This is a genomic window from Blastococcus sp. TF02-8, from assembly GCF_003319175.1.
Lineage (GTDB): Bacteria > Actinomycetota > Actinomycetes > Mycobacteriales > Geodermatophilaceae > Blastococcus.
Window position 1 is genome coordinate 582793 of record NZ_QOHK01000001.1, and the last position, 17074, is coordinate 599866.

The window sequence follows — 17074 nt, forward strand, 5'->3', positions numbered from 1 at the left end:
CGTGCGCCGGCTGTTCCCCGACCCCGCCCCCCTGGACGACGACGAGGGCCTGGTCGAGGCCTACCGCTGCCCGGACGGTCGGTGGCTGCGGATGGACTTCATCGCCTCGCTCGACGGCGCCATCACCGTCGACGGGGTGAGCGAGGGTCTGGGCTCCCCCGGCGACCGGCGGGTGTTCCGGGTGCTGCGGGCCCTGGCCGACGTCGTGCTGGTCGGGCACGGCACCGCCGCGGTCGAGGGTTACCACCCGGTGCTGCTCGGGTCCTCCGTCGGCCGGTTGCGGGAGTCGATCGGCCGCCACCCGACGCTGCCGATCGCGGTGGTGTCGCGGCGGGCGTCCCTGGACCCGGCGAGCAGCCTGGTGGTCGATGCCGTCTCCCCCACGATCCTGGTCACCTGCGCGGCCTCCGACGCCGGCCGACGGGCGGCGCTCGCCGACGCCGGGGTCGACGTGCTGGTCTGCGGGGACGAGGACGTCGACCTGCCGACCGCACTCGACGCGCTGGCCGACCGCGGCCTGGAGCAGGTGACCTGCGAGGGCGGCCCGCAGCTGCTCCGCTCCGCCCTGGCCGCAGGGGTGGTCGACGAGCTCGACCTCTCGATCTCCCCCGCCCTCGTCGGTGGCGAGGCGCGCCTGCTCGACGGCGCGCCGGGCGGCGCCCTGCCGCTCTCCCTCCGCCAGGTGCTGGAGGAGGACGGGATGCTCTTCACCCGTTACTCGGTGGGCTGAGCCGACCCGACCTGCCACGCTCCTGCCGTGACCTGGGACGACGTGAAGGTGCTGCTGCGGTCCGTGGCCGAGGAGCACGGTGGCCGGCTGGTCGACCTCGGGCTGCTCGTCGAGCTCGTCCCGCCGGGCACCGGCTCGCGGATCCGCGTCTCCGGCCTGGATCCGGAGTCGGTCCGCGTGGAGACCGGCTGGTTCCTGCGGATCACCGTCGAGCTCGACGAGGGATCGGACCACCTGCGCGAGGTCGTCGCCGCGCTGATGACCGGCCGTGCGCAGGAGACCGTCGGCATCCAGGACGGTCGGGCCGTGGAGCACGGCTGGCACGTGGAGTACCCGAGCGGCGCACGCAGCGCGACGCCGGTCCCGGCCGACCCGCACGCGGTGCAGCACCCGCTGCCCGCGTGGGGGCCGGCCGATGGCCCCGGGTGACGGCGACGCGCCGGTCGCCCCGGGAGCCGGTCACCGCTCCGGACTCCCGGCACCACACGGGACACCACGGGTCACCACGGGGCTCCTGGGGCGGTCGGGGCGTGTGGGGCTGTCGTGTGTGGAGGGACACCACGGAGCCCCGTGAGGTATGGCACATGCCGCCGGTGTGGCTCGTCACGGACGCACGACGTCTCACCCGACTCTGTTGTGCGCAACCGTGCCGTGCAGAAATGGATGGGTCTTCACATGAAGCGATCACTGGTCGCCGGGGTCCTGGCGACGTCGATCACCGGGCTCGGGCTGGTGGCCGCAGCGCCGCCGGCAGCAGCTGCGGCTCCGCTCAGCCACATCGGCACGGCGACGCTCACCTCCAGCACCGACGAGCCCGGGCGCCTCGCCGTCAGCCCGGACGGCACCAAGATCTGGGCTCCCAGCCTCGCCGGCGGCACCACGATCGACGCGTTCGCCGGGACCACCTCGCCCACCGTGACCAGGTACTCGACGGGCACGGCCGCCGACCCGTGGGAGGTCGCCTTCACCCCGGACAGCGCGGCAGCGTTCGTGACCAGCACCTCGGGCAACAAGGTGGTCCGCATGAACGCGTCCACCGGCGCGGTGGTGACGACCATCCCGGTGGGCACCGCACCCCAGGGCATCGCGGTGGGCACCACGGCCACCGGCGTGCGGGCGTACGTCGTCAACACCGGGTCGAACTCCGTGTCGGTGATCGACACGAGCTCCAACACCGTCGTCACCACGATCCCCTCGGTGGGCACGGCTCCCCAGGTCGTGGCGCTGGCACCCGACGGCCGCACCGCCTACGTGGGCGTCTCGGGCGGCGTCGCCGTCGTCGACACCTCCACCAACACGGTCACCAGCACCGTGTCCCTCGCCAACGGTTCGGGGCACGTCGTGCGCGACCTCGTCGTCGCCCCGGACGGGAAGCGCTTCTACGCGGCCCACGACGACAACAGCGCCGGCATCTACAGCGAGGGCTGGATCAGCGCCTACAGCACCGCCGCGCTGACGCACGTCGCCTCCAGCAACACCAGCAACGGCTCGCCCGAGGGCTTCACCCAGATCGCGCTGACCCCGGACGGCAAGACCCTCTACGGTGCCGTGGCCGGGCAGACGTCCACCGCGGCGATCTGGTGGTACGACACCGCCGCTTTCACCGCCCCGGGCACCCCGGTCGTCGAAGCCGGCTCCACGCAGGCCGCCAGCCACGACAACTTCGGCATCGCCGCCTCCCCGACGGCGAACCTCGTCTACGTCACCGCGCGGCAGTTCCCGTCCTACAACATGTGGGCCGGCTTCGACGTCTACTCGACGCCCAGCACCGTGCCGGGGGCGCCCCGCACACCGAGTGCGAGCTCGGGAAGCGGGAGCGCGACCGTCAGCTGGACCGCACCAGCCAGCAACGGCGGCAGCGCGATCACCGGCTACACCGTCACCGCCTCCCCGGCGGCGCGACCTGCACCACCACCGGTGCGCTCACCTGCACCGTGACCGGCCTGACCAACGGGACCAGCTACACCTTCGCCATCACCGCCACCAACGCCAACGGCACCGGCCCCGCGGCCACCGCGGTCCCCGCCGCCGCCGCTGCGCCAGGAGCGCCGCGCACCCCTCGGCCACCGCCGGGCACACGAGCGCGTCGGTCAGCTGGACCGCACCGGCCAGCGACGGCGGTAGCGCGATCACCGGGTACACCGTCACCGCCTCTCCCGGCGGCGCGACCTGCACCACCACCGGTGCGCTCACCTGCACCGTGACCGGCCTGACCAACGGGACCAGCTACACCTTCGCCATCACCGCCACCAACGCCGTGGGAACCGGCCCGGCGTCCGCGGCGACCACGGCGGTCACGCCGGCCCCCGGTCCCCCGACCGCGCCACGGACACCCACCGCCGTGGCGGGCAACGCGCGCGCGTCCGTCAGCTGGACCGCACCGGCCAGCGACGGGGGCAGCCCGATCACCGGCTACGTCGTGACCGCGTCGCCCGGCGGGGCCTCCTGCGTCACCAGCACCCTGGCCTGCGCCGTGACCGGGTTGACCAACGGCACCGCGTACACGTTCTCGATCGTGGCGACCAACTCGGCCGGGACCGGGCCGGCGTCGACGGCCACGACCGCCGTCACCCCGGCGCCCAGCGCGCCGACCGCCCCCCGCTCCCCCGTGGCGACCTCCGGCAGCCGGCAGGTCACGGTCACCTGGACCGCTCCGGCCGACGACGGCGGCTCCCCCATCACCGGGTACAGCGTCACGGCCGCCCCCGGCGGCGGGACCTGCACCACGACCGGCGCGCTGACCTGCACCGTGACGGGTCTGACCGATGGCACGGCCTACACGTTCGCCATCACCGCGACCAACGCCGTCGGCACCGGCCCCTCGGCCGGCGTCGCCGCCACGCCGGCCGCCGGCTCACCCGGTCCCGTGACGGGGGTGCTGGCCACTGCGCGGACGTCGTCGATCGACGTGTCCTGGACCCCGCCCACGACGGGGAGTCCGGTCGACCACTACCTCGTGACCGCCTCCCCCGGCCGGGCGACGTGCCGGACCAGCACGACCTCGTGCGTGCTCGGCGGTGTCGAGGGGGTCGCCTACACGGTGACGGTGCAGGCCGTGGACGCGCTCGGCCGGGTCGGGCAACCGGGTTCGGCCTCGACCACGCCGGTGCGCGCCCCGCAGATCGCCACGGCCCCGCCGGCCGACGCGCCGCTCACGCTGACCACCGACCAGGGTCGGATCAGCGTCGTCTCCCCCGGCCAGGCGCTCACCGTGCTCGGGACCGGCTTCGCGGCCCACTCCACCGCGACCATCGCCATCTACTCGACCCCGGTCGTGCTCGGCACGGTCGTCACCGACGGCAACGGCAACTTCGCCAAGCCCGTGGTGGTGCCGCCGGAGCTCGCCGCCGGCACGCACACCCTGGTCGCCTACGGGGTCGACCCGGCCGGCGCCACGCACTCCATGCGCATGCTGGTCACCGTCTCGAAGGCATCGGGCACGGGTCCTGCCGGATCGGCGACCGCAGCGCGCGGCCGCGGCTCCTCGCTCGCCTCCACCGGCGCCGACGTCGCCGCTCCGCTCACGGGCGGGATAGCGCTGACGGCGCTGGGCCTCGGGCTGCTGCTCGTCGCGCAGCGACGGCGCGCGGCGGCCGGGGCGAGGACGTCGATGCCCGCCGCCCGGGACGACTGACCGCACCCGAGCAGCGCCGCACCGAGCCGGTGGCCCCGTGGCCGCCGGCTCGGTGCGGCCCACCTGGGACTGCTTGACTGACCGGCATGGATCTCCCCGTGCAGCCGCCGGTGAAGCCGATGCTGGCCAAGGCCGCGACGAAGGTGCCCGTCGGCGACTTCCTGTACGAGCCCAAGTGGGACGGCTTCCGCTGCATCGTCTTCCGCGACGGCGACGAGGTGGAGCTGGGCAGCCGCAACGAGCGCCCGCTGACGCGCTACTTCCCCGAGGTGGTCGCCGCGGTCAAGGCCCATCTGCCGGAGCGCTGCGTCGTCGACGGCGAGATCATCGTGCCGCGCGGCGACCGGCTGCACTTCGAGGCGCTGCTCCAGCGCATCCACCCCGCCGAGTCGCGGATCAACCTGCTGGCCGAGCAGACGCCGGCCTCCTTCGTCGCCTTCGACCTGCTCGCCCTCGGCGACGAGGCGCTGGTCGAGACCCCCTTCGCCGAGCGCCGCGCCCGGCTGGAGACGGCGCTGGCCGGCATCGAGCCGCCGATCTACCTGACCAGCGTCACCCGGGACCCCGCCACCGCCGAGCGCTGGTTCGAGACCTTCGAGGGGGCGGGGCTGGACGGCGTCGTCGCGAAGGCCGCGGACCTCCCCTACGGCCCGGACCAGCGGCTCATGACCAAGGTCAAGCACGTGCGCACGGCCGACTGCGTCGTCGCCGGGTTCCGCTGGCACAAGAGCGGACCTATCGTCGGCTCGCTCCTGCTGGGGCTGTACGAAGGCGGCGAGCTGCAGCACATCGGCGTCGCGGCGTCCTTCCCCATGAAGCGCCGGGCCGAGCTGGTCGAGGAGCTCGCGCCCTACTGCGCCGAGGAGATCGACGGCCACCCGTGGCAGGACTGGGCGAACGCCCAGGTGCAGGCCGACGGCGAGCAGCGGATGCCCGGGGCGGTCAGCCGCTGGAACGCGAAGAAGGACCTGTCCTGGGTGCCGCTGCGCCCCGAGCTGGTCGTCGAGATAAAGTACGACCAGCTCGAGGGGCGACGACTTCGTCACACCGGCCAGTTCCTGCGCTGGCGCCCGGACAAGGACCCCCGCGACTGCACGTACGACCAGCTCGACGTGCCGGTTCGCTACGACCTGGGTGAGGTGCTCGACGGCTGACGCCGGGTCACGACGGCGCCGGGGAGGTCGCCCGATCGGGAGCGAGCGCCTGCACCGACGGCCCCTGGCTCCTAGGCTCGTGATCATGCGTCTGCCCCGAGGCCTTCCGGCCGTCGCGTCCAGCGTGCTGCTCGCCCTGCCCCTGGCACTCGCCGGCTGCACGTCGTTCGGCGACAGCGCCGAGAAGCCGGCCGCCACCAGCGCCACGCCCACCGAGGTGGAGGCAGCGCCGATCGAGTGGAGCGACTGCGACGCCCAGATCCAGCCGCTGATCGAGGGGCAGCCCGGCAGCGACCGGGACATCCTCTTCGAGTGCGGCAGCACCGACGTGCCGATCAGCTACGACGAGCCCGGCGGCGCCACGCTGCCGCTCTTCCTCGTGCGCGCGAAGTTCGCCGGGCAGACCGAGCGGATCGGCTCCCTCGTCGTCAACCCGGGCGGCCCGGGCGGTTCGGGTGCCGACGCCGCAATCGGCCTGGCCCTGACCCTGCCCGAGGACGTGCTGCGTCGCTTCGACGTCGTCGGTTTCGATCCCCGCGGCGTCGGCCTCTCGACGCCGGTCGAGTGCATCCCCGCCGAGCTCAAGGACCGGCTGGTGGCCGCCGAGCCGCGCCCGACCACGGCCGAGCAGCTCGACACCGTCTTCGGTCTGGCCCGCGAGGCGGCCGACGACTGCGGAAAGGAGTACGGGGACGCGCTGGGCACCTTCAACACCGTGGACACCGCGCGCGACATGGAGCAGCTGCGCAAGTCCCTCGGCGACGAGAAGCTGACCTACCTCGGGTACTCCTACGGCACCACGCTGGGCTCCACCTACGCCGAGATCTTCCCTGACCGGGTGCGGGCCATGGTGCTCGACGCCGCGGTGGACCCCGACTCCAGCGCGGTCGAGGACGCCGAGGCGAGTGCCGCCGGCTTCGAGGCCGGGTTCAACGCCTTCGCCGACAACTGCAAGGGCCTCATCGCCGGCTGCCCGCTCGGCGAGGACCCGCGCCGCTTCCTCGAGGACCTGCTCGGCCAGGCGGCCGGGGCGCCGATCCCCAGCAGCGTGGAGGGCGAGACCCGACAGGCGACGCCGGGCGTCGTCCTCACCGCCGTGCAGGCAGCGCTGTACGACACCGCGTCGTGGCCGCAGCTGGCGCAGGGCCTCCGCGCGGCGAAGGACGGCGACTCGAAGGCGCTGTTCTCCCTCGCCGACGAGCTCACCGGCCGCCTCGAGGACAAGTCCTACTCCAACCTTCTCGACGCCAACCTGGCCATCAACTGCGCCGACACCGACGAGGAGGTCGACGAGGGTCAGGTGCGCGAGCTGGTGGCCCAGTGGAGCCAGAAGTACCCGCTCTTCGGCGCCGGCTCGGCCGCCGGGCTGTTCACCTGCTCGGTGTGGGACGCCGACCGCACCCCGCTGCCGGAGCGCGACGCCGCCGGCAGCGCCCCGATCCTGGTCGTCGGCAACCAGGGCGACCCGGTCACGCCGCTGCCCGGTGCCGTGGACATGGCGGAGGACCTGCAGGCCGGCGTGCTGCTCACCTGGCAGGGTCAGGGCCACACGGCCTACCCCAAGACCGAGTGCATCACCGCGGCCGTGAACGCGTACCTGATCGACCTGGTGGCACCGCAGGACGGGCTGACCTGCCCGGCCTGACCGGGCTGAGCGAGCGGAGCGACATGGCCAGCAGCAAGGACGCCGTCGTCCTCGACGTCGCCGGGCACGAGGTGCGGGTGTCCAACCCGGAGAAGCCCTACTTCGCGGAGAAGGGCATCCGGAAGATCGACGTCGTCGAGTACTTCATCAGCGTCGGCGAGGGCATCCTGTTCGCCCTGCGGGACCGGCCGACGACGCTCGAGCGCTGGCCCGGCGGGGTGTTCGAGGGCGCTCGCCTCTCCACCCGGATGGACAACACCGGCGACGCCTTCTACCAGAAGCGGGTGCCCAAGAACGCCCCGCCGTGGGTCCCGACGGCGCACATCACGTTCCCCAGCGGGCGGACGGCCGACGAGATCGCGCCCGACTCGGTCGCGGTGGTCGCCTGGTGCGCCAACCTCGGCACGCTGACGTTCCACCCGTGGCCGGTCGGCAGGGACGACGTCGAGTCCCCGAACCAGATCCGCATCGACCTGGACCCGCAGCCGGGCACCGACTTCTCCGACGCCGTGTGGGTCGCCCCGCACGTGCGGGAGCTGCTCGCCGAGTTCGGCCTGCGGGGCTGGCCGAAGACCTCGGGCGGCCGCGGGGTGCACATCTACGTGCCGATCCAGCCGCGGTGGACCTTCACGGAGGTGCGCCGGGCGGTGATCGCCTTCGGCCGCGAGCTGGAACGCCGCCTCCCCGACCGCGTGACGATGTCGTGGTGGAAGGAGGAGCGCGGCGAGAAGATCTTCATCGACTACAACCAGATGGCCCGTGACCGCACGATCGCCAGCGCCTACTCCATCCGACCCAGACCGCACGCGCCCGTCTCCGCACCGGTGGACTGGGACGAGCTGCCCGACGTCTCACCGTTCGACTTCGACGTCCTCACCATGCCGGCCCGGTTCCGCGAGGCGGGTGACAAGCACGCGGGCCTGGCCGACCACGCCTTCGACATCACGGGCCTGCTGGAGCTGGCGGAGAAGCAGGAGGTCGACGCCGGTATGGGGGACCTGCCCTATCCGCCGGACTACCCGAAGATGCCGGGGGAGCCGATGCGGGTCCAGCCCAGCCGGGCGCGCAAGGCGCCTGCGGAGGGCTGAACCGGCACGGTCACTCGTCCTTGGCCCGCTCGTCCCGCAGCGCCTTGAAGACCCGGCGGCGCAGCGCGTCGCCGTCGGCCTCCGGCACGTCGAGGAACTTCAGCGACAGCAGCCACCGGGGGCCGTGGATGTTCTGCCGGACGATCTCACCGGTCACGTGCACCAGCCGGTCGTCCAGGTCGATGCTGACCTCGGTGCGAGTGCCGCTGTCCGACGGGACGCCCCAGCCGTCGACGATGGCCCGCATCCCGGCCTCGCTGGGGTCGACGGTCTGGCCGGTGAGCAGCCCGTCGGACCACGGCAAGCTGACCGGGAGCTCCGCGCGCGCCCGCACGCTCCGGCGGCGCTGGCTGCGCTCGGCCGGTCCGGTGGCCTGCAGGTTCCACAGGATCTCGGCGGTGTCGTCGTCGACGGCGGCGATCGTGGCCGGGAGGGTGGGCTCCTCGTAGCCGGCGACCCAGTAGAGCTCCACCGGGTCGCCGGACTTGACCGCGGTCTTCCACGCCGTGCCCTCGCCCTCGGGACGGACGGCGATCAGGAACTCGGTCGACACCTCCACCGAAGCGGTCATGCTGATGCCGCGAGCCACCGACGTGACGTCGGCCGACGTGCTCACCTCCGGCCGGACAGCGTTGGGCTCTCGGTCATCGGGGTCCGCCACCTGCACACGGAAGGGGACGACCGACCGGTCGCCCCCGGGCGACGCACCGGCCACCCTCGGTTCCGTATATCGCCAGGTCGCCGGGAGTAGTGCGCGCAACCGGAGCCGTTGTGCCCCTCGGGGGTGACCCCCGATGCCGCTCGACGAGTCAGGAGGCGAGCCGGCGGGCCCCTGACCCGAACGAGTGCGCGACCAGCGCGGCAGGTCCCGCGACCTCCAGCGCCAGGGTCGCCGCCGCCACCGCCGCGCGCAGCGCGACGGCCGACTCGGCCAGCCGGTCGGCCATGAGGAGGTCCAGGTCGGCGTCGTGCAGGTCCTCGATGTCGCGCAGCAGCACGCCCTGACCGGTCGCGGTGGCGGAGTCGACGACGGCGTTGCGGGCGGCTGCGGGGCTCATGGTGGTTCTCCTGGGTGAGTTGCTCGGTACGCCGGATCCGTCCGGCTCCACCACCGTGCAGTCCTAGGCGCACGGTGGCGCCGAGAGAACCGCAGGAAATCCGCAAGGACCGCCACGGCGGACCCGTACGGCTCGCCGGAGGCGCCGGCTCACCCCTCGGGGTGAGAGCACCCTGCACCGGCGCCCCGGCCGCTCCAGCCCCGTCCGGCCGGGACCGATGCAGGACAGGGGTTCCAACGGAGGAGAGTTGACGTGAAGGTCTGGCTGCTGGTGTACGGCGTGCTGTACGTCGTCATCGAGATGGTCGGCCAGTCACTGGAGTCCGTCGGCTGGCCGCGGATCACGGCGCTGGACGTGGCGACCGCCGTGACCGACGCGTTCCTGACCGTGTCCGTGATGTGCGCCGTCCTCCTCGCGCTGAAGCTGGGCGCGGAACGCTACGGACCGCGGCTTGTCCTGCGCTGGGAGAACGGCCGGCCGGTCGAGCTGGCCCCCGGGGGGCCGATCGGCGTGCGCTCCTGGCGGCCGGAGCCCCCCTCCCTGCCTGCGGTTCCGGCGTCCCCGCCCCGCCCCGGCAGCACCTACTCGGTCGGCGCCTACGGCCGCAGCCGGCGCCGCGTGGCGCCGTCCTTCCCCGAGGAGCCCGGCCACCTGCTGTGAGGCGTCACCCGCACCAGGAAGAGTCGCAGGTCACAGTTGTGCGGCAGCGTGTTCCCTTCTGGCGATCTTTGGCTAGGGTTGGGGGGTCGGGAAGGCCCTGCGCTATGGCAGGACCCCGATGCACAACCTCAGCTAGGAGCGAGCAATGCCCGAAGGAACTGTCAAGTGGTTCAACGCGGAGAAGGGGTTCGGCTTCGCCACCCCTGACGGTGGCGGACCGGACGTGTTCGTCCACTACTCGGCCATCCAGACCAGCGGGTACCGCTCGCTCGACGAGGGCCAGCGCATCGCGTTCGACATCGAGCAGGGCCAGAAGGGCCCGCAGGCTGCGAACGTGACCCCCCTCTGATCTTCTGATCAGTCCAGCGCCCCCGTCCGGAACTTCCGGGCGGGGGCGCTGTCCTTTCCCGGGTCAGCGGGCGCGCGGCACGTACCCGCCGACCAGCGACTGCATCAGCAGCGCACCCGCGTCAGGGCCGACCGCCCGCGCCGCATCCGCGAACGCCTGCCAGCGGGCGCGCTCCACGTCGGTGGGCGCGTTCTCCGCGCGAGCGGTGAGCTGGTCGAGCAGCCGGTCCCACTCCCCCTGCGGCGTCGGCCAGAGCCCGGCCAGCCGACGCGCTTCCGCCGAGATCGCGGTGATGCGCACGATGTCGCCCGCGTGGTTGGTGAGCGGCTCGATGTAGCCCGCCGACGCCAGCGCCTTGGCCGCTGCGACCACCTCGGCCTTCGGCAGGCCGCTGGCCGGCACCACCGCCCCCAGCACATAGGGGGAGCCGCCGTGCTCCGGCCCGTCGACCAGCCGGGCGATGGCCCGCAGCACCGGGAGGTCGCGGGTGAACCAGGCATCGGGCAGCGGAGAGCTCGTCACCACCCCAGTCTCCCCGTCCGCCCCGGTCACCCGCCCGGGCGGTCCCCCGGACGGGGTGGCGGAGCCGCCGTACCGTGGAGGCATGACCACCTCCGCATCGCAGCCCCAGGTCAGCAAGACCGACGAGGAGTGGCGCGCGCAGCTGTCCCCCGAGGAGTACGCGGTGCTCCGCCAGGCCGGGACCGAGCGGGCCTGGACCGGTGAGTACGTCGACACCAAGACCGTCGGCGTCTACGAGTGCCGCGCCTGCGGCGCCGAGCTCTTCCGCTCCGAGACGAAGTTCGACTCGCACTGCGGCTGGCCGTCCTTCTACGAGGCCTCGGCCGAGGACAACGTCGTCCTCCGCGAGGACCGCAGCTACGGGATGATCCGCACCGAGGTGCTGTGCGCGTCCTGCCACAGCCACCTGGGCCACCTGTTCGACGACGCCCCGCAGACGCCCACCGGCGACCGCTACTGCATCAACTCCGTGTCCATCCGGCTCCAGCCGGCGGAGTAGGCCGCTCGTACGCCTGAGGGCGGCTACCGATCGCTCGGTAGCCGCCCTCAGGCGTGTGCGGGTGCTGTCAGGGCAGGTCTCGGACCAGCTCGGCGATCGCCTTGCGGGTGCCGGTGTAGAACGGCACCTCCTCGCGCACGTGCCTCCGGGCGCGGCTGGCCCGCAGGTCGCGCATCAGGTCGACGATGCGGTGCAGCTCGTCGGCCTCGAAGGCCAGCATCCACTCGTAGTCACCCAGACCGAACGAGGCCACCGTGTTCGCTCGCACGTCGGGGTACGGGCGCGCCTGCATCCCGTGCTCCTTCAGCATGTCCCGTCGCTCCTCGTCGGGCAGCAGGTACCACTCGTAGGAACGCACGAACGGGTACACGCAGACGAAGCGGCGCGGCTCCTCGTCGGCGAGGAACGCCGGGATGTGGCTGCGGTTGAACTCCGCCGGGCGGTGCAGCGCCATCTGCGACCACACCGGCTCCAGACGACGGCCCAGGGCGGTGCGGCGCAGCCGCGTGTAGGCCTCCTGCAGCGCCTCGGCCGACGACGAGTGCCACCAGACCATGAGGTCGGCGTCGGCCCGCAGGCCGCTGACGTCGTACGTCCCGCGGACGACGACGTCCTTGCCGGCGAGCTCCTCGACCAGCGCCGCGGCCTCGTCGGCCTCGGTTCCGCGCTGCTCGTCACCGAAGGGCTGCGCGAGCTTGAACACCGACCACATGGTGTAGCGGATGCTGGCGTTCAGCTCGTTCGCCCGCTTGCCGATGCTGCGTTCCTCCACCTGCTCGCTCATGCGCCCATTGTCGCGCGGTCGGGCCGCCCGGCGGCGGTGAGGGTCTGTGATCCTCCGCGGGACGGCGCCCAGCGGCTACGGGGCGGTCAGGTGGCGGGGCCGCCCGACCCCTCGGCTTGGTCGTTCGGGCGGGCGTGCACGGTGCGGCAGTCCGCGCAGGCGGCCATCCAGACGTGGTGGCGGAGGCAGCGGTCGAGTACGGCGGAGGTGCTCTTCTTGTTCGGGTGGTACGTGGTGCTCACCCGGCTTCCAACGCCACGGGCGCTGCGGTGATGCCCGGGTCGGTCGAGGGTCACAGCAGCGCGTCGACGGCTCGGGAGGCGTCGCGGATGCAGGCGGGCACGCCCACCCCGGCGAACGCCGCGCCCGCGATGCCCAGACCCGGCACCTCTCCGACGGCCGTGCGCACGGCGTCCACGCGCCCCTGGTGGCCGACCAGGTACTGCGGCAGTCCCCCGCCCCACCGCACGACCGCGGTCTCGACCGGCTCCGGCCGGGCCAGCCCCAGCAGCTCGGCGACGTCGGCGACGACCGCAGCGGCGAGGTCCTCGTCCGTGCGCTGCAGCTCCGACTCGTCCCGGAAGCGGCCCACCGAGGAGCGCACCAGGAGCACGTCGTCACCGAGGTGCGGCCACTTGGACGAGGAGACGGTCACGCCCTTGACCAGCCGGCCGGTCACCGGCGGCACGAGCAGCCCGGAGCCGGCGCCGACGTCCTGGGCGGGGAAGGCCATGGCAACGACCGCCATCGAGGCGTACGGGATGCCCTGCAGCGGCTGCACCGCCCCCGGCGCCACCCCACCGAGGAGCCGAGCCGCCTTGCCCGCCGGCGCCGCCACCAGGACGGCGTCGGCCGAGAGCACCTCCGGGGCCGCGACCTGACCGGTCGAGACCGCGAAGCCGGAGCCGGTGCGCCGGATCGCGTGCGCGGGGGTGCGCAGCCGCACCTCGACGCGGGCGGCGGCCACCAGTGCGGCGGGCAGCGAGCCGATGCCCTCGTCCACGGTCATGAACACCGGGCCGTCCGCGTCGCCCCGGCTACGGGTGCCGGCGTCCCGGGCCGCCGCGGCAGCCGCGAGCACCGAACCCTCACCCAGGTGTGCGAACAGCTGCGGCATCGTCGCCTGCAGCGAGAGCTCGTCGGCCCGGCCGGCGTACACCCCGCCGAGCAGGGGCTCCACCAGCCGGTCGACCACCTCGTCGCCGAGCCGCTCGCGCAGCAGCCGCCCGACGGCGACGTCGCCGTCGACCGCGAGCGGCGGGAGCTCCCGCTCCGCACGCACCCGGTCCACGCCCGCAGGCGAGAGGAACCCGTCCAGGCCCTCCGCGGACGCCGGGACCCCGAGGACCGTGCCCGCCGGCAGCGGGAAGCGCCCCTCGGGCAGCACGACCGAGGCCTGGGTGGTGGCCGGCGCGACCAGGTGCTCCCCGAGACCGAGCGCCTCGACCAGCCCCACGGCCTCGGGAACCCGGGCCAGCATCGCCTCCGGGCCGGTGTCGTACCAGTGCCCGGCCAGCTGGATGCGATGGAGCTTGCCACCGATCCGGTCGCCCGCCTCCAGCACGACGATCTCGTCGTCCGGACGACGACGCCGCCACTCGAAGGCGGCGGCAAGGCCGGTGATCCCGGCGCCGATGACGACCAGCCGGCGGGTCATGCGGTGGTGAGCTCGTGGACCAGCTCGACGACGTGGGTGAGCACGTCGGGGTCGGTCTCCGGCAGGACGCCGTGCCCGAGGTTGAAGATGTGCCCGCGGGCCGCCTTCGCCTGCGCCACCACGCGGCGGACCTCGCGGTCCACGGTCTCCCGGTCGGCCAGCAGGACGGCGGGATCGAGGTTGCCCTGCAGCGAGCGGCCGGGGCCGACGCGGCGGGCCGCCTCGTCCAGCGGGACACGCCAGTCCACGCCCACGACGTCGGCACCGGCGTCGCCGATCAGCGGCAGCAGCTCGCCGGTGCCCACGCCGAAGTGGATGCGGGGCACGTCGCGCTCGCCCAGCCCGTCGAAGACCGCCCGGGAGTGCGGCAGCACCCGCTCGGCGTAGTCGGCGGCGGACAGCACACCGGCCCACGAGTCGAACAGCTGGACCGCCGACGCACCGGCGTCCACCTGCGTGCGCAGGAACGTCGCGGAGGAGACCGACAGCTTCTGCAGCAGCCGCGACCACGCCTCCGGCTCGGCGTACATGAACGCCTTGGTGCGCGCGTGCTCCTTGGAGGGGCCGCCCTCGATCAGGTAGGTGGCCAGGGTGAACGGCGCGCCGGCGAAACCGATGAGCGGTGTCGCACCGAGCTCGGCGACGAGCCGCCGCACCGCCTCCTCGAGGAATCCGAGCTGCCCGGGCTCGAGGTCTGGCAGTGCGTCGACGTCGGCCACGGTGCGGACGGGGTTCGCCACGACCGGTCCGATGCCCGGCTTGATCTCGATGTCGACCCCGGCCACCACCAGCGGCAGCACGATGTCGGAGAAGAAGATCGCCGCGTCGACCCCGTGCCGGCGGACCGGCTGCAGCGTGATCTCGGTGATCAGGTCCGGATCCTGGCAGGCGTCGAGCATCTTCGTGCCCTCGCGCAGGGCCCGGTACTCCGGCAGGGAGCGACCGGCCTGGCGCATGAACCACACGGGGGTGCGGCTGACCGGGAGGCCGCGGGCGGCACGGACGAGATCGGAATCGGCCGGGGACGCCGACGCGGGAGCGGGACTCACGAGGGTCGATCCTCCCAGACGCCGCACAGGCCGCGCCCCGGCGCGTCGGGTGGACATGCGGCGCGTCTGCGCCCTCACGCCGGAACCCGGCCTACTCTGCGCTCGTGGAGCCGCGCAGCCTGCCCGAGGCCGGGCACGCCTCGGGAGACGTCGCCGACGTCCCGGAGGCCTTCCGCGCGGCCCTGGACTCCCTGGCCGCGGTCCGCGCCCGGCCGGAGATCGAGCTCGAGCACATCCCCGCGCCGCAGCGGCTGGCGCCGTTCGCCCACGCGATCGGCGCCAACGTCGCCGACCCGGACGACGACGACGAGGACATCGCCAGCGCGCGCTTCATCGTCCTGTTCGACCCCGAGGGCCACGAGGCCTGGCACGGCACCATGCGCTGCGTCGGCTACCTGTCGGCGGCGACCGACGAGCAACTGGTCGACGACACGATGTTCTCCGAGGTCGCCTGGAGCTGGCTCACCGACGCCCTCGACGAGAGCGGCGCCGGACGCCATACGGTCGGGGGCACCGTGACGCGGACCGCGTCGACCCGGTTCGGGGAGCTCGCCGGCCCCGAGCACTCGGTCGACGTCGAGATGCGCGCCTCCTGGACCGCCGAGGACACCGACCTGGGCAGGCACCTCCAGGCCTGGCTCGAGGTGCTCGGCAACGCCGCCGGACTGCCCCCGCCCGGGGTCCGGCTGCTGGGTCCCTCCGACCGGGTGGGCAGCGACACTCTCTAACATCGAACCGGCACGACGGGCACGAGCCCGCGCAGCCGGTGCTCTCCCCCTCGGATCCTGCGGTCGGCCCGCAGGGGTCCGGCCGGGCGCCGGCCGACCGACACGAGGACCGGCAGAAGGTGGACGGCAACTGAGCACCGACCCCACTCCCCAGCCGGAGCAGGACGACGCTCCGACGGCGATCCCGCTCCTCGCACCCCGCGACGGTCTGCCGCCGGTCATCGAGACCTCCACCCAGCTGGTCGAGTACGCCGAGGCCCTGCGGGGCGGCACCGGCCCGGTCGCGGTCGACGCCGAGCGCGCCTCCGGCTACCGCTACGGGCAGAAGGCCTACCTCGTGCAGCTGCGGCGCCAGGGGGCGGGCACCGGGCTGCTGGACCCGATCCCGCTGCCGGACCTGTCGGTACTGCAGGACGCGATCGCCGACGCCGAGTGGGTGCTGCACGCGGCCAGCCAGGACCTTCCCTGCCTGGCGGAGATCGGCCTGGTGCCGTCGCGCATCTTCGACACCGAGCTCGCGGCCCGGCTCGCGGGCCTGCCGCGCGTCGGCCTCGGCGCCGTCGTGGAGTCGCTGCTGGGTTACTCCCTGGTCAAGGGCCACTCCGCCGCCGACTGGAGCACCCGGCCGCTGCCCGAGGAGTGGCTGGTCTACGCGGCGCTCGACGTCGAGGTGCTCGTCGACCTGCGCGATGCGCTGGCGGCGATCCTCGAGGAGCAGGGCAAGACGGAGTGGGCCCGGCAGGAGTTCGAGGCGATCCTCGCTGCCGGGCCGCCCGCGCCCAAGCAGGACCCGTGGCGGCGGACGTCGGGCCTGCAGGGTCTGGGCCGCCGCCAGCTGGCCATGCTGCGGGCCATCTGGGAGGCCCGCGACGAGCTGGCCCGCAAGCGGGACATCGCCCCCGGTCGGGTGCTGCCCGACGCCGCCATGGTCGCGGCCGTCCAGGCCGACCCCAAGAACGAGGGTGCCCTGCTCGAGCTGCCGGTCTTCCGGGGCCGGGCCAACCGCCGGCTCGTGCGGCACTGGTTCGACGCGCTGGCCCGGGGCAAGGCCGTGCCCGAGGACCAGCTCCCGCTCCGCAGCCGTCCCGGAGACGGCCCACCGGCGGCGAACCGCTGGGCCGACCGCGATCCGGCCGCCGCGACCCGCCTGCAGGTCGCCCGCGCGGGGCTCGCCGAGCTCAAGGCCAAGTACGACGACATGCCGGTCGAGAACATCCTCTCCCCCGACCTGGTCCGCCGGATCATGTGGAGCCCGCCGGAGCCGCGCGACCGCGCCGGCGTCGAGGCCGCACTGCGCGCCGGCGGCGCTCGGGAGTGGCAGATCGAGCTCACCGCCGACCTGCTCACCGACGCCGCCAACCGCGCCTGAGGTGGCGCAGGGGTCGCACCGCGGCCGCGCCGGCTGGCCGGTGAGCTCCGCTGCATCCGCGCGGTGCCGGGCGACGCCGTCCACGTGCTGCGCACCGCGCTGACCTGAGGCCGGGGACGCAGACGGGGCGCCGTCCGCGTGGACGACG

Annotated in this window: 20 protein-coding genes; 12 read left to right on the top strand and 8 right to left on the bottom strand. The window is 73.7% G+C overall.

From position 1 onward, the window contains the following. Position 1: 1 nt before the first annotated feature. From DQ237_RS02720 to DQ237_RS20060, 3 genes are all read left to right on the top strand, one after another. Entirely contained in the window at positions 2–730 is a 729-nt protein-coding gene (locus DQ237_RS02720; RefSeq protein ID WP_166509459.1) for a dihydrofolate reductase family protein, read from the top strand. 27 nt (positions 731–757) lie between these two features. After that, positions 758–1159 carry a hypothetical protein gene (locus tag DQ237_RS02725; protein ID WP_113796826.1) on the top strand — a complete coding sequence of 134 codons (402 nt, stop codon included), beginning with the start codon at positions 758–760 and terminating at the stop codon, positions 1157–1159. A 246-nt stretch (positions 1160–1405) separates the two neighbouring features. Then, the gene (locus DQ237_RS20060) at positions 1406–2668 is read left to right on the top strand and encodes a YncE family protein (protein ID WP_240619349.1); all 1263 of its coding nucleotides are present in this window, start codon (positions 1406–1408) and stop codon (positions 2666–2668) included. 36 nt (positions 2669–2704) lie between these two features. Here the strand turns inward: DQ237_RS20060 and DQ237_RS20570 are convergent, their stop codons facing one another. Continuing rightward, positions 2705–2923 carry a hypothetical protein gene (locus tag DQ237_RS20570; RefSeq protein WP_369832192.1) on the bottom strand — a complete coding sequence of 73 codons (219 nt, stop codon included), beginning with the start codon at positions 2921–2923 and terminating at the stop codon, positions 2705–2707. Between DQ237_RS20570 and DQ237_RS02735 the strand changes: the two genes are divergently transcribed. The 4 genes from DQ237_RS02735 (at position 2859) to DQ237_RS02750 (ending at position 8251) form a co-directional block, all read left to right on the top strand. Beyond that, complete coding sequence (locus DQ237_RS02735) at positions 2859–4364, top strand: fibronectin type III domain-containing protein (protein ID WP_369832190.1); 1506 nt, start codon at positions 2859–2861, stop codon at positions 4362–4364. The two genes, DQ237_RS20570 and DQ237_RS02735, sit on opposite strands and share 65 nt — an antisense overlap. An 86-nt stretch (positions 4365–4450) precedes the next feature. Then, positions 4451–5518 (top strand): ATP-dependent DNA ligase, encoded by a 1068-nt coding sequence (locus DQ237_RS02740; RefSeq protein WP_113796832.1) that lies wholly within the window; start codon positions 4451–4453, stop codon positions 5516–5518. An 85-nt stretch (positions 5519–5603) separates the two neighbouring features. Next, entirely contained in the window at positions 5604–7163 is a 1560-nt protein-coding gene (locus tag DQ237_RS02745; RefSeq protein WP_113797455.1) for an alpha/beta hydrolase, read from the top strand. 23 nt (positions 7164–7186) lie between these two features. After that, the gene (locus tag DQ237_RS02750; protein WP_113796834.1) at positions 7187–8251 is read left to right on the top strand and encodes a DNA polymerase domain-containing protein; all 1065 of its coding nucleotides are present in this window, start codon (positions 7187–7189) and stop codon (positions 8249–8251) included. 10 nt (positions 8252–8261) lie between these two features. Here DQ237_RS02750 and DQ237_RS02755 read toward each other — a convergent pair whose 3' ends face one another. Both DQ237_RS02755 and DQ237_RS02760 read right to left on the bottom strand, forming a co-directional pair. Then, positions 8262–8822: a PilZ domain-containing protein gene (locus DQ237_RS02755; protein ID WP_147251724.1), complete on the bottom strand. Its 561-nt coding sequence runs from the start codon at positions 8820–8822 to the stop codon at positions 8262–8264. A gap of 238 nt (positions 8823–9060) precedes the next feature. After that, positions 9061–9309, bottom strand: a complete 249-nt coding sequence (locus DQ237_RS02760; RefSeq protein ID WP_113796838.1) for a hypothetical protein — start codon at positions 9307–9309, stop codon at positions 9061–9063. 252 nt (positions 9310–9561) lie between these two features. Between DQ237_RS02760 and DQ237_RS02765 the strand changes: the two genes are divergently transcribed. After that, the gene (locus DQ237_RS02765; protein ID WP_113796840.1) at positions 9562–9969 is read left to right on the top strand and encodes a hypothetical protein; all 408 of its coding nucleotides are present in this window, start codon (positions 9562–9564) and stop codon (positions 9967–9969) included. Between the two features lie 145 nt (positions 9970–10114). Next, the gene (locus tag DQ237_RS02770; RefSeq protein WP_040339721.1) at positions 10115–10318 is read left to right on the top strand and encodes a cold-shock protein; all 204 of its coding nucleotides are present in this window, start codon (positions 10115–10117) and stop codon (positions 10316–10318) included. A 63-nt stretch (positions 10319–10381) separates the two neighbouring features. On the opposite strand, the gene DQ237_RS02775 is transcribed toward DQ237_RS02770, so the two are convergent. After that, the gene (locus DQ237_RS02775) at positions 10382–10840 is read right to left on the bottom strand and encodes a hypothetical protein (protein WP_240619350.1); all 459 of its coding nucleotides are present in this window, start codon (positions 10838–10840) and stop codon (positions 10382–10384) included. Positions 10841–10922: 82 nt separating this feature from the next. Here DQ237_RS02775 and msrB point away from each other — a divergent pair, with 82 nt between their 5' ends. Further along, positions 10923–11339, top strand: coding sequence for a peptide-methionine (R)-S-oxide reductase MsrB (gene msrB / locus DQ237_RS02780; RefSeq protein ID WP_113796844.1), 417 nt, complete (start codon positions 10923–10925; stop codon positions 11337–11339). A 67-nt stretch (positions 11340–11406) separates the two neighbouring features. Here msrB and hemQ read toward each other — a convergent pair whose 3' ends face one another. The 4 genes from hemQ to hemE form a co-directional block, all read right to left on the bottom strand. Next, the gene (hemQ, locus tag DQ237_RS02785; protein ID WP_113796846.1) at positions 11407–12123 is read right to left on the bottom strand and encodes a hydrogen peroxide-dependent heme synthase; all 717 of its coding nucleotides are present in this window, start codon (positions 12121–12123) and stop codon (positions 11407–11409) included. An 86-nt stretch (positions 12124–12209) separates the two neighbouring features. After that, positions 12210–12365: a hypothetical protein gene (locus DQ237_RS19565; protein WP_166509460.1), complete on the bottom strand. Its 156-nt coding sequence runs from the start codon at positions 12363–12365 to the stop codon at positions 12210–12212. A gap of 50 nt (positions 12366–12415) precedes the next feature. Continuing rightward, positions 12416–13780 (bottom strand): protoporphyrinogen oxidase, encoded by a 1365-nt coding sequence (gene hemG / locus DQ237_RS02790; RefSeq protein ID WP_113796848.1) that lies wholly within the window; start codon positions 13778–13780, stop codon positions 12416–12418. Beyond that, positions 13777–14829, bottom strand: coding sequence for a uroporphyrinogen decarboxylase (hemE, locus tag DQ237_RS02795; protein WP_205730040.1), 1053 nt, complete (start codon positions 14827–14829; stop codon positions 13777–13779). The genes hemG and hemE overlap by 4 nt, the downstream gene beginning before the upstream one ends. A 104-nt stretch (positions 14830–14933) precedes the next feature. Here hemE and DQ237_RS02800 point away from each other — a divergent pair, with 104 nt between their 5' ends. Both DQ237_RS02800 and DQ237_RS02805 read left to right on the top strand, forming a co-directional pair. Continuing rightward, positions 14934–15557, top strand: a complete 624-nt coding sequence (locus tag DQ237_RS02800) for a DUF3000 domain-containing protein (RefSeq protein WP_113796850.1) — start codon at positions 14934–14936, stop codon at positions 15555–15557. 181 nt (positions 15558–15738) lie between these two features. Further along, positions 15739–16926, top strand: coding sequence for an HRDC domain-containing protein (locus tag DQ237_RS02805; protein WP_240619386.1), 1188 nt, complete (start codon positions 15739–15741; stop codon positions 16924–16926). Positions 16927–17074 lie beyond the last annotated feature (148 nt).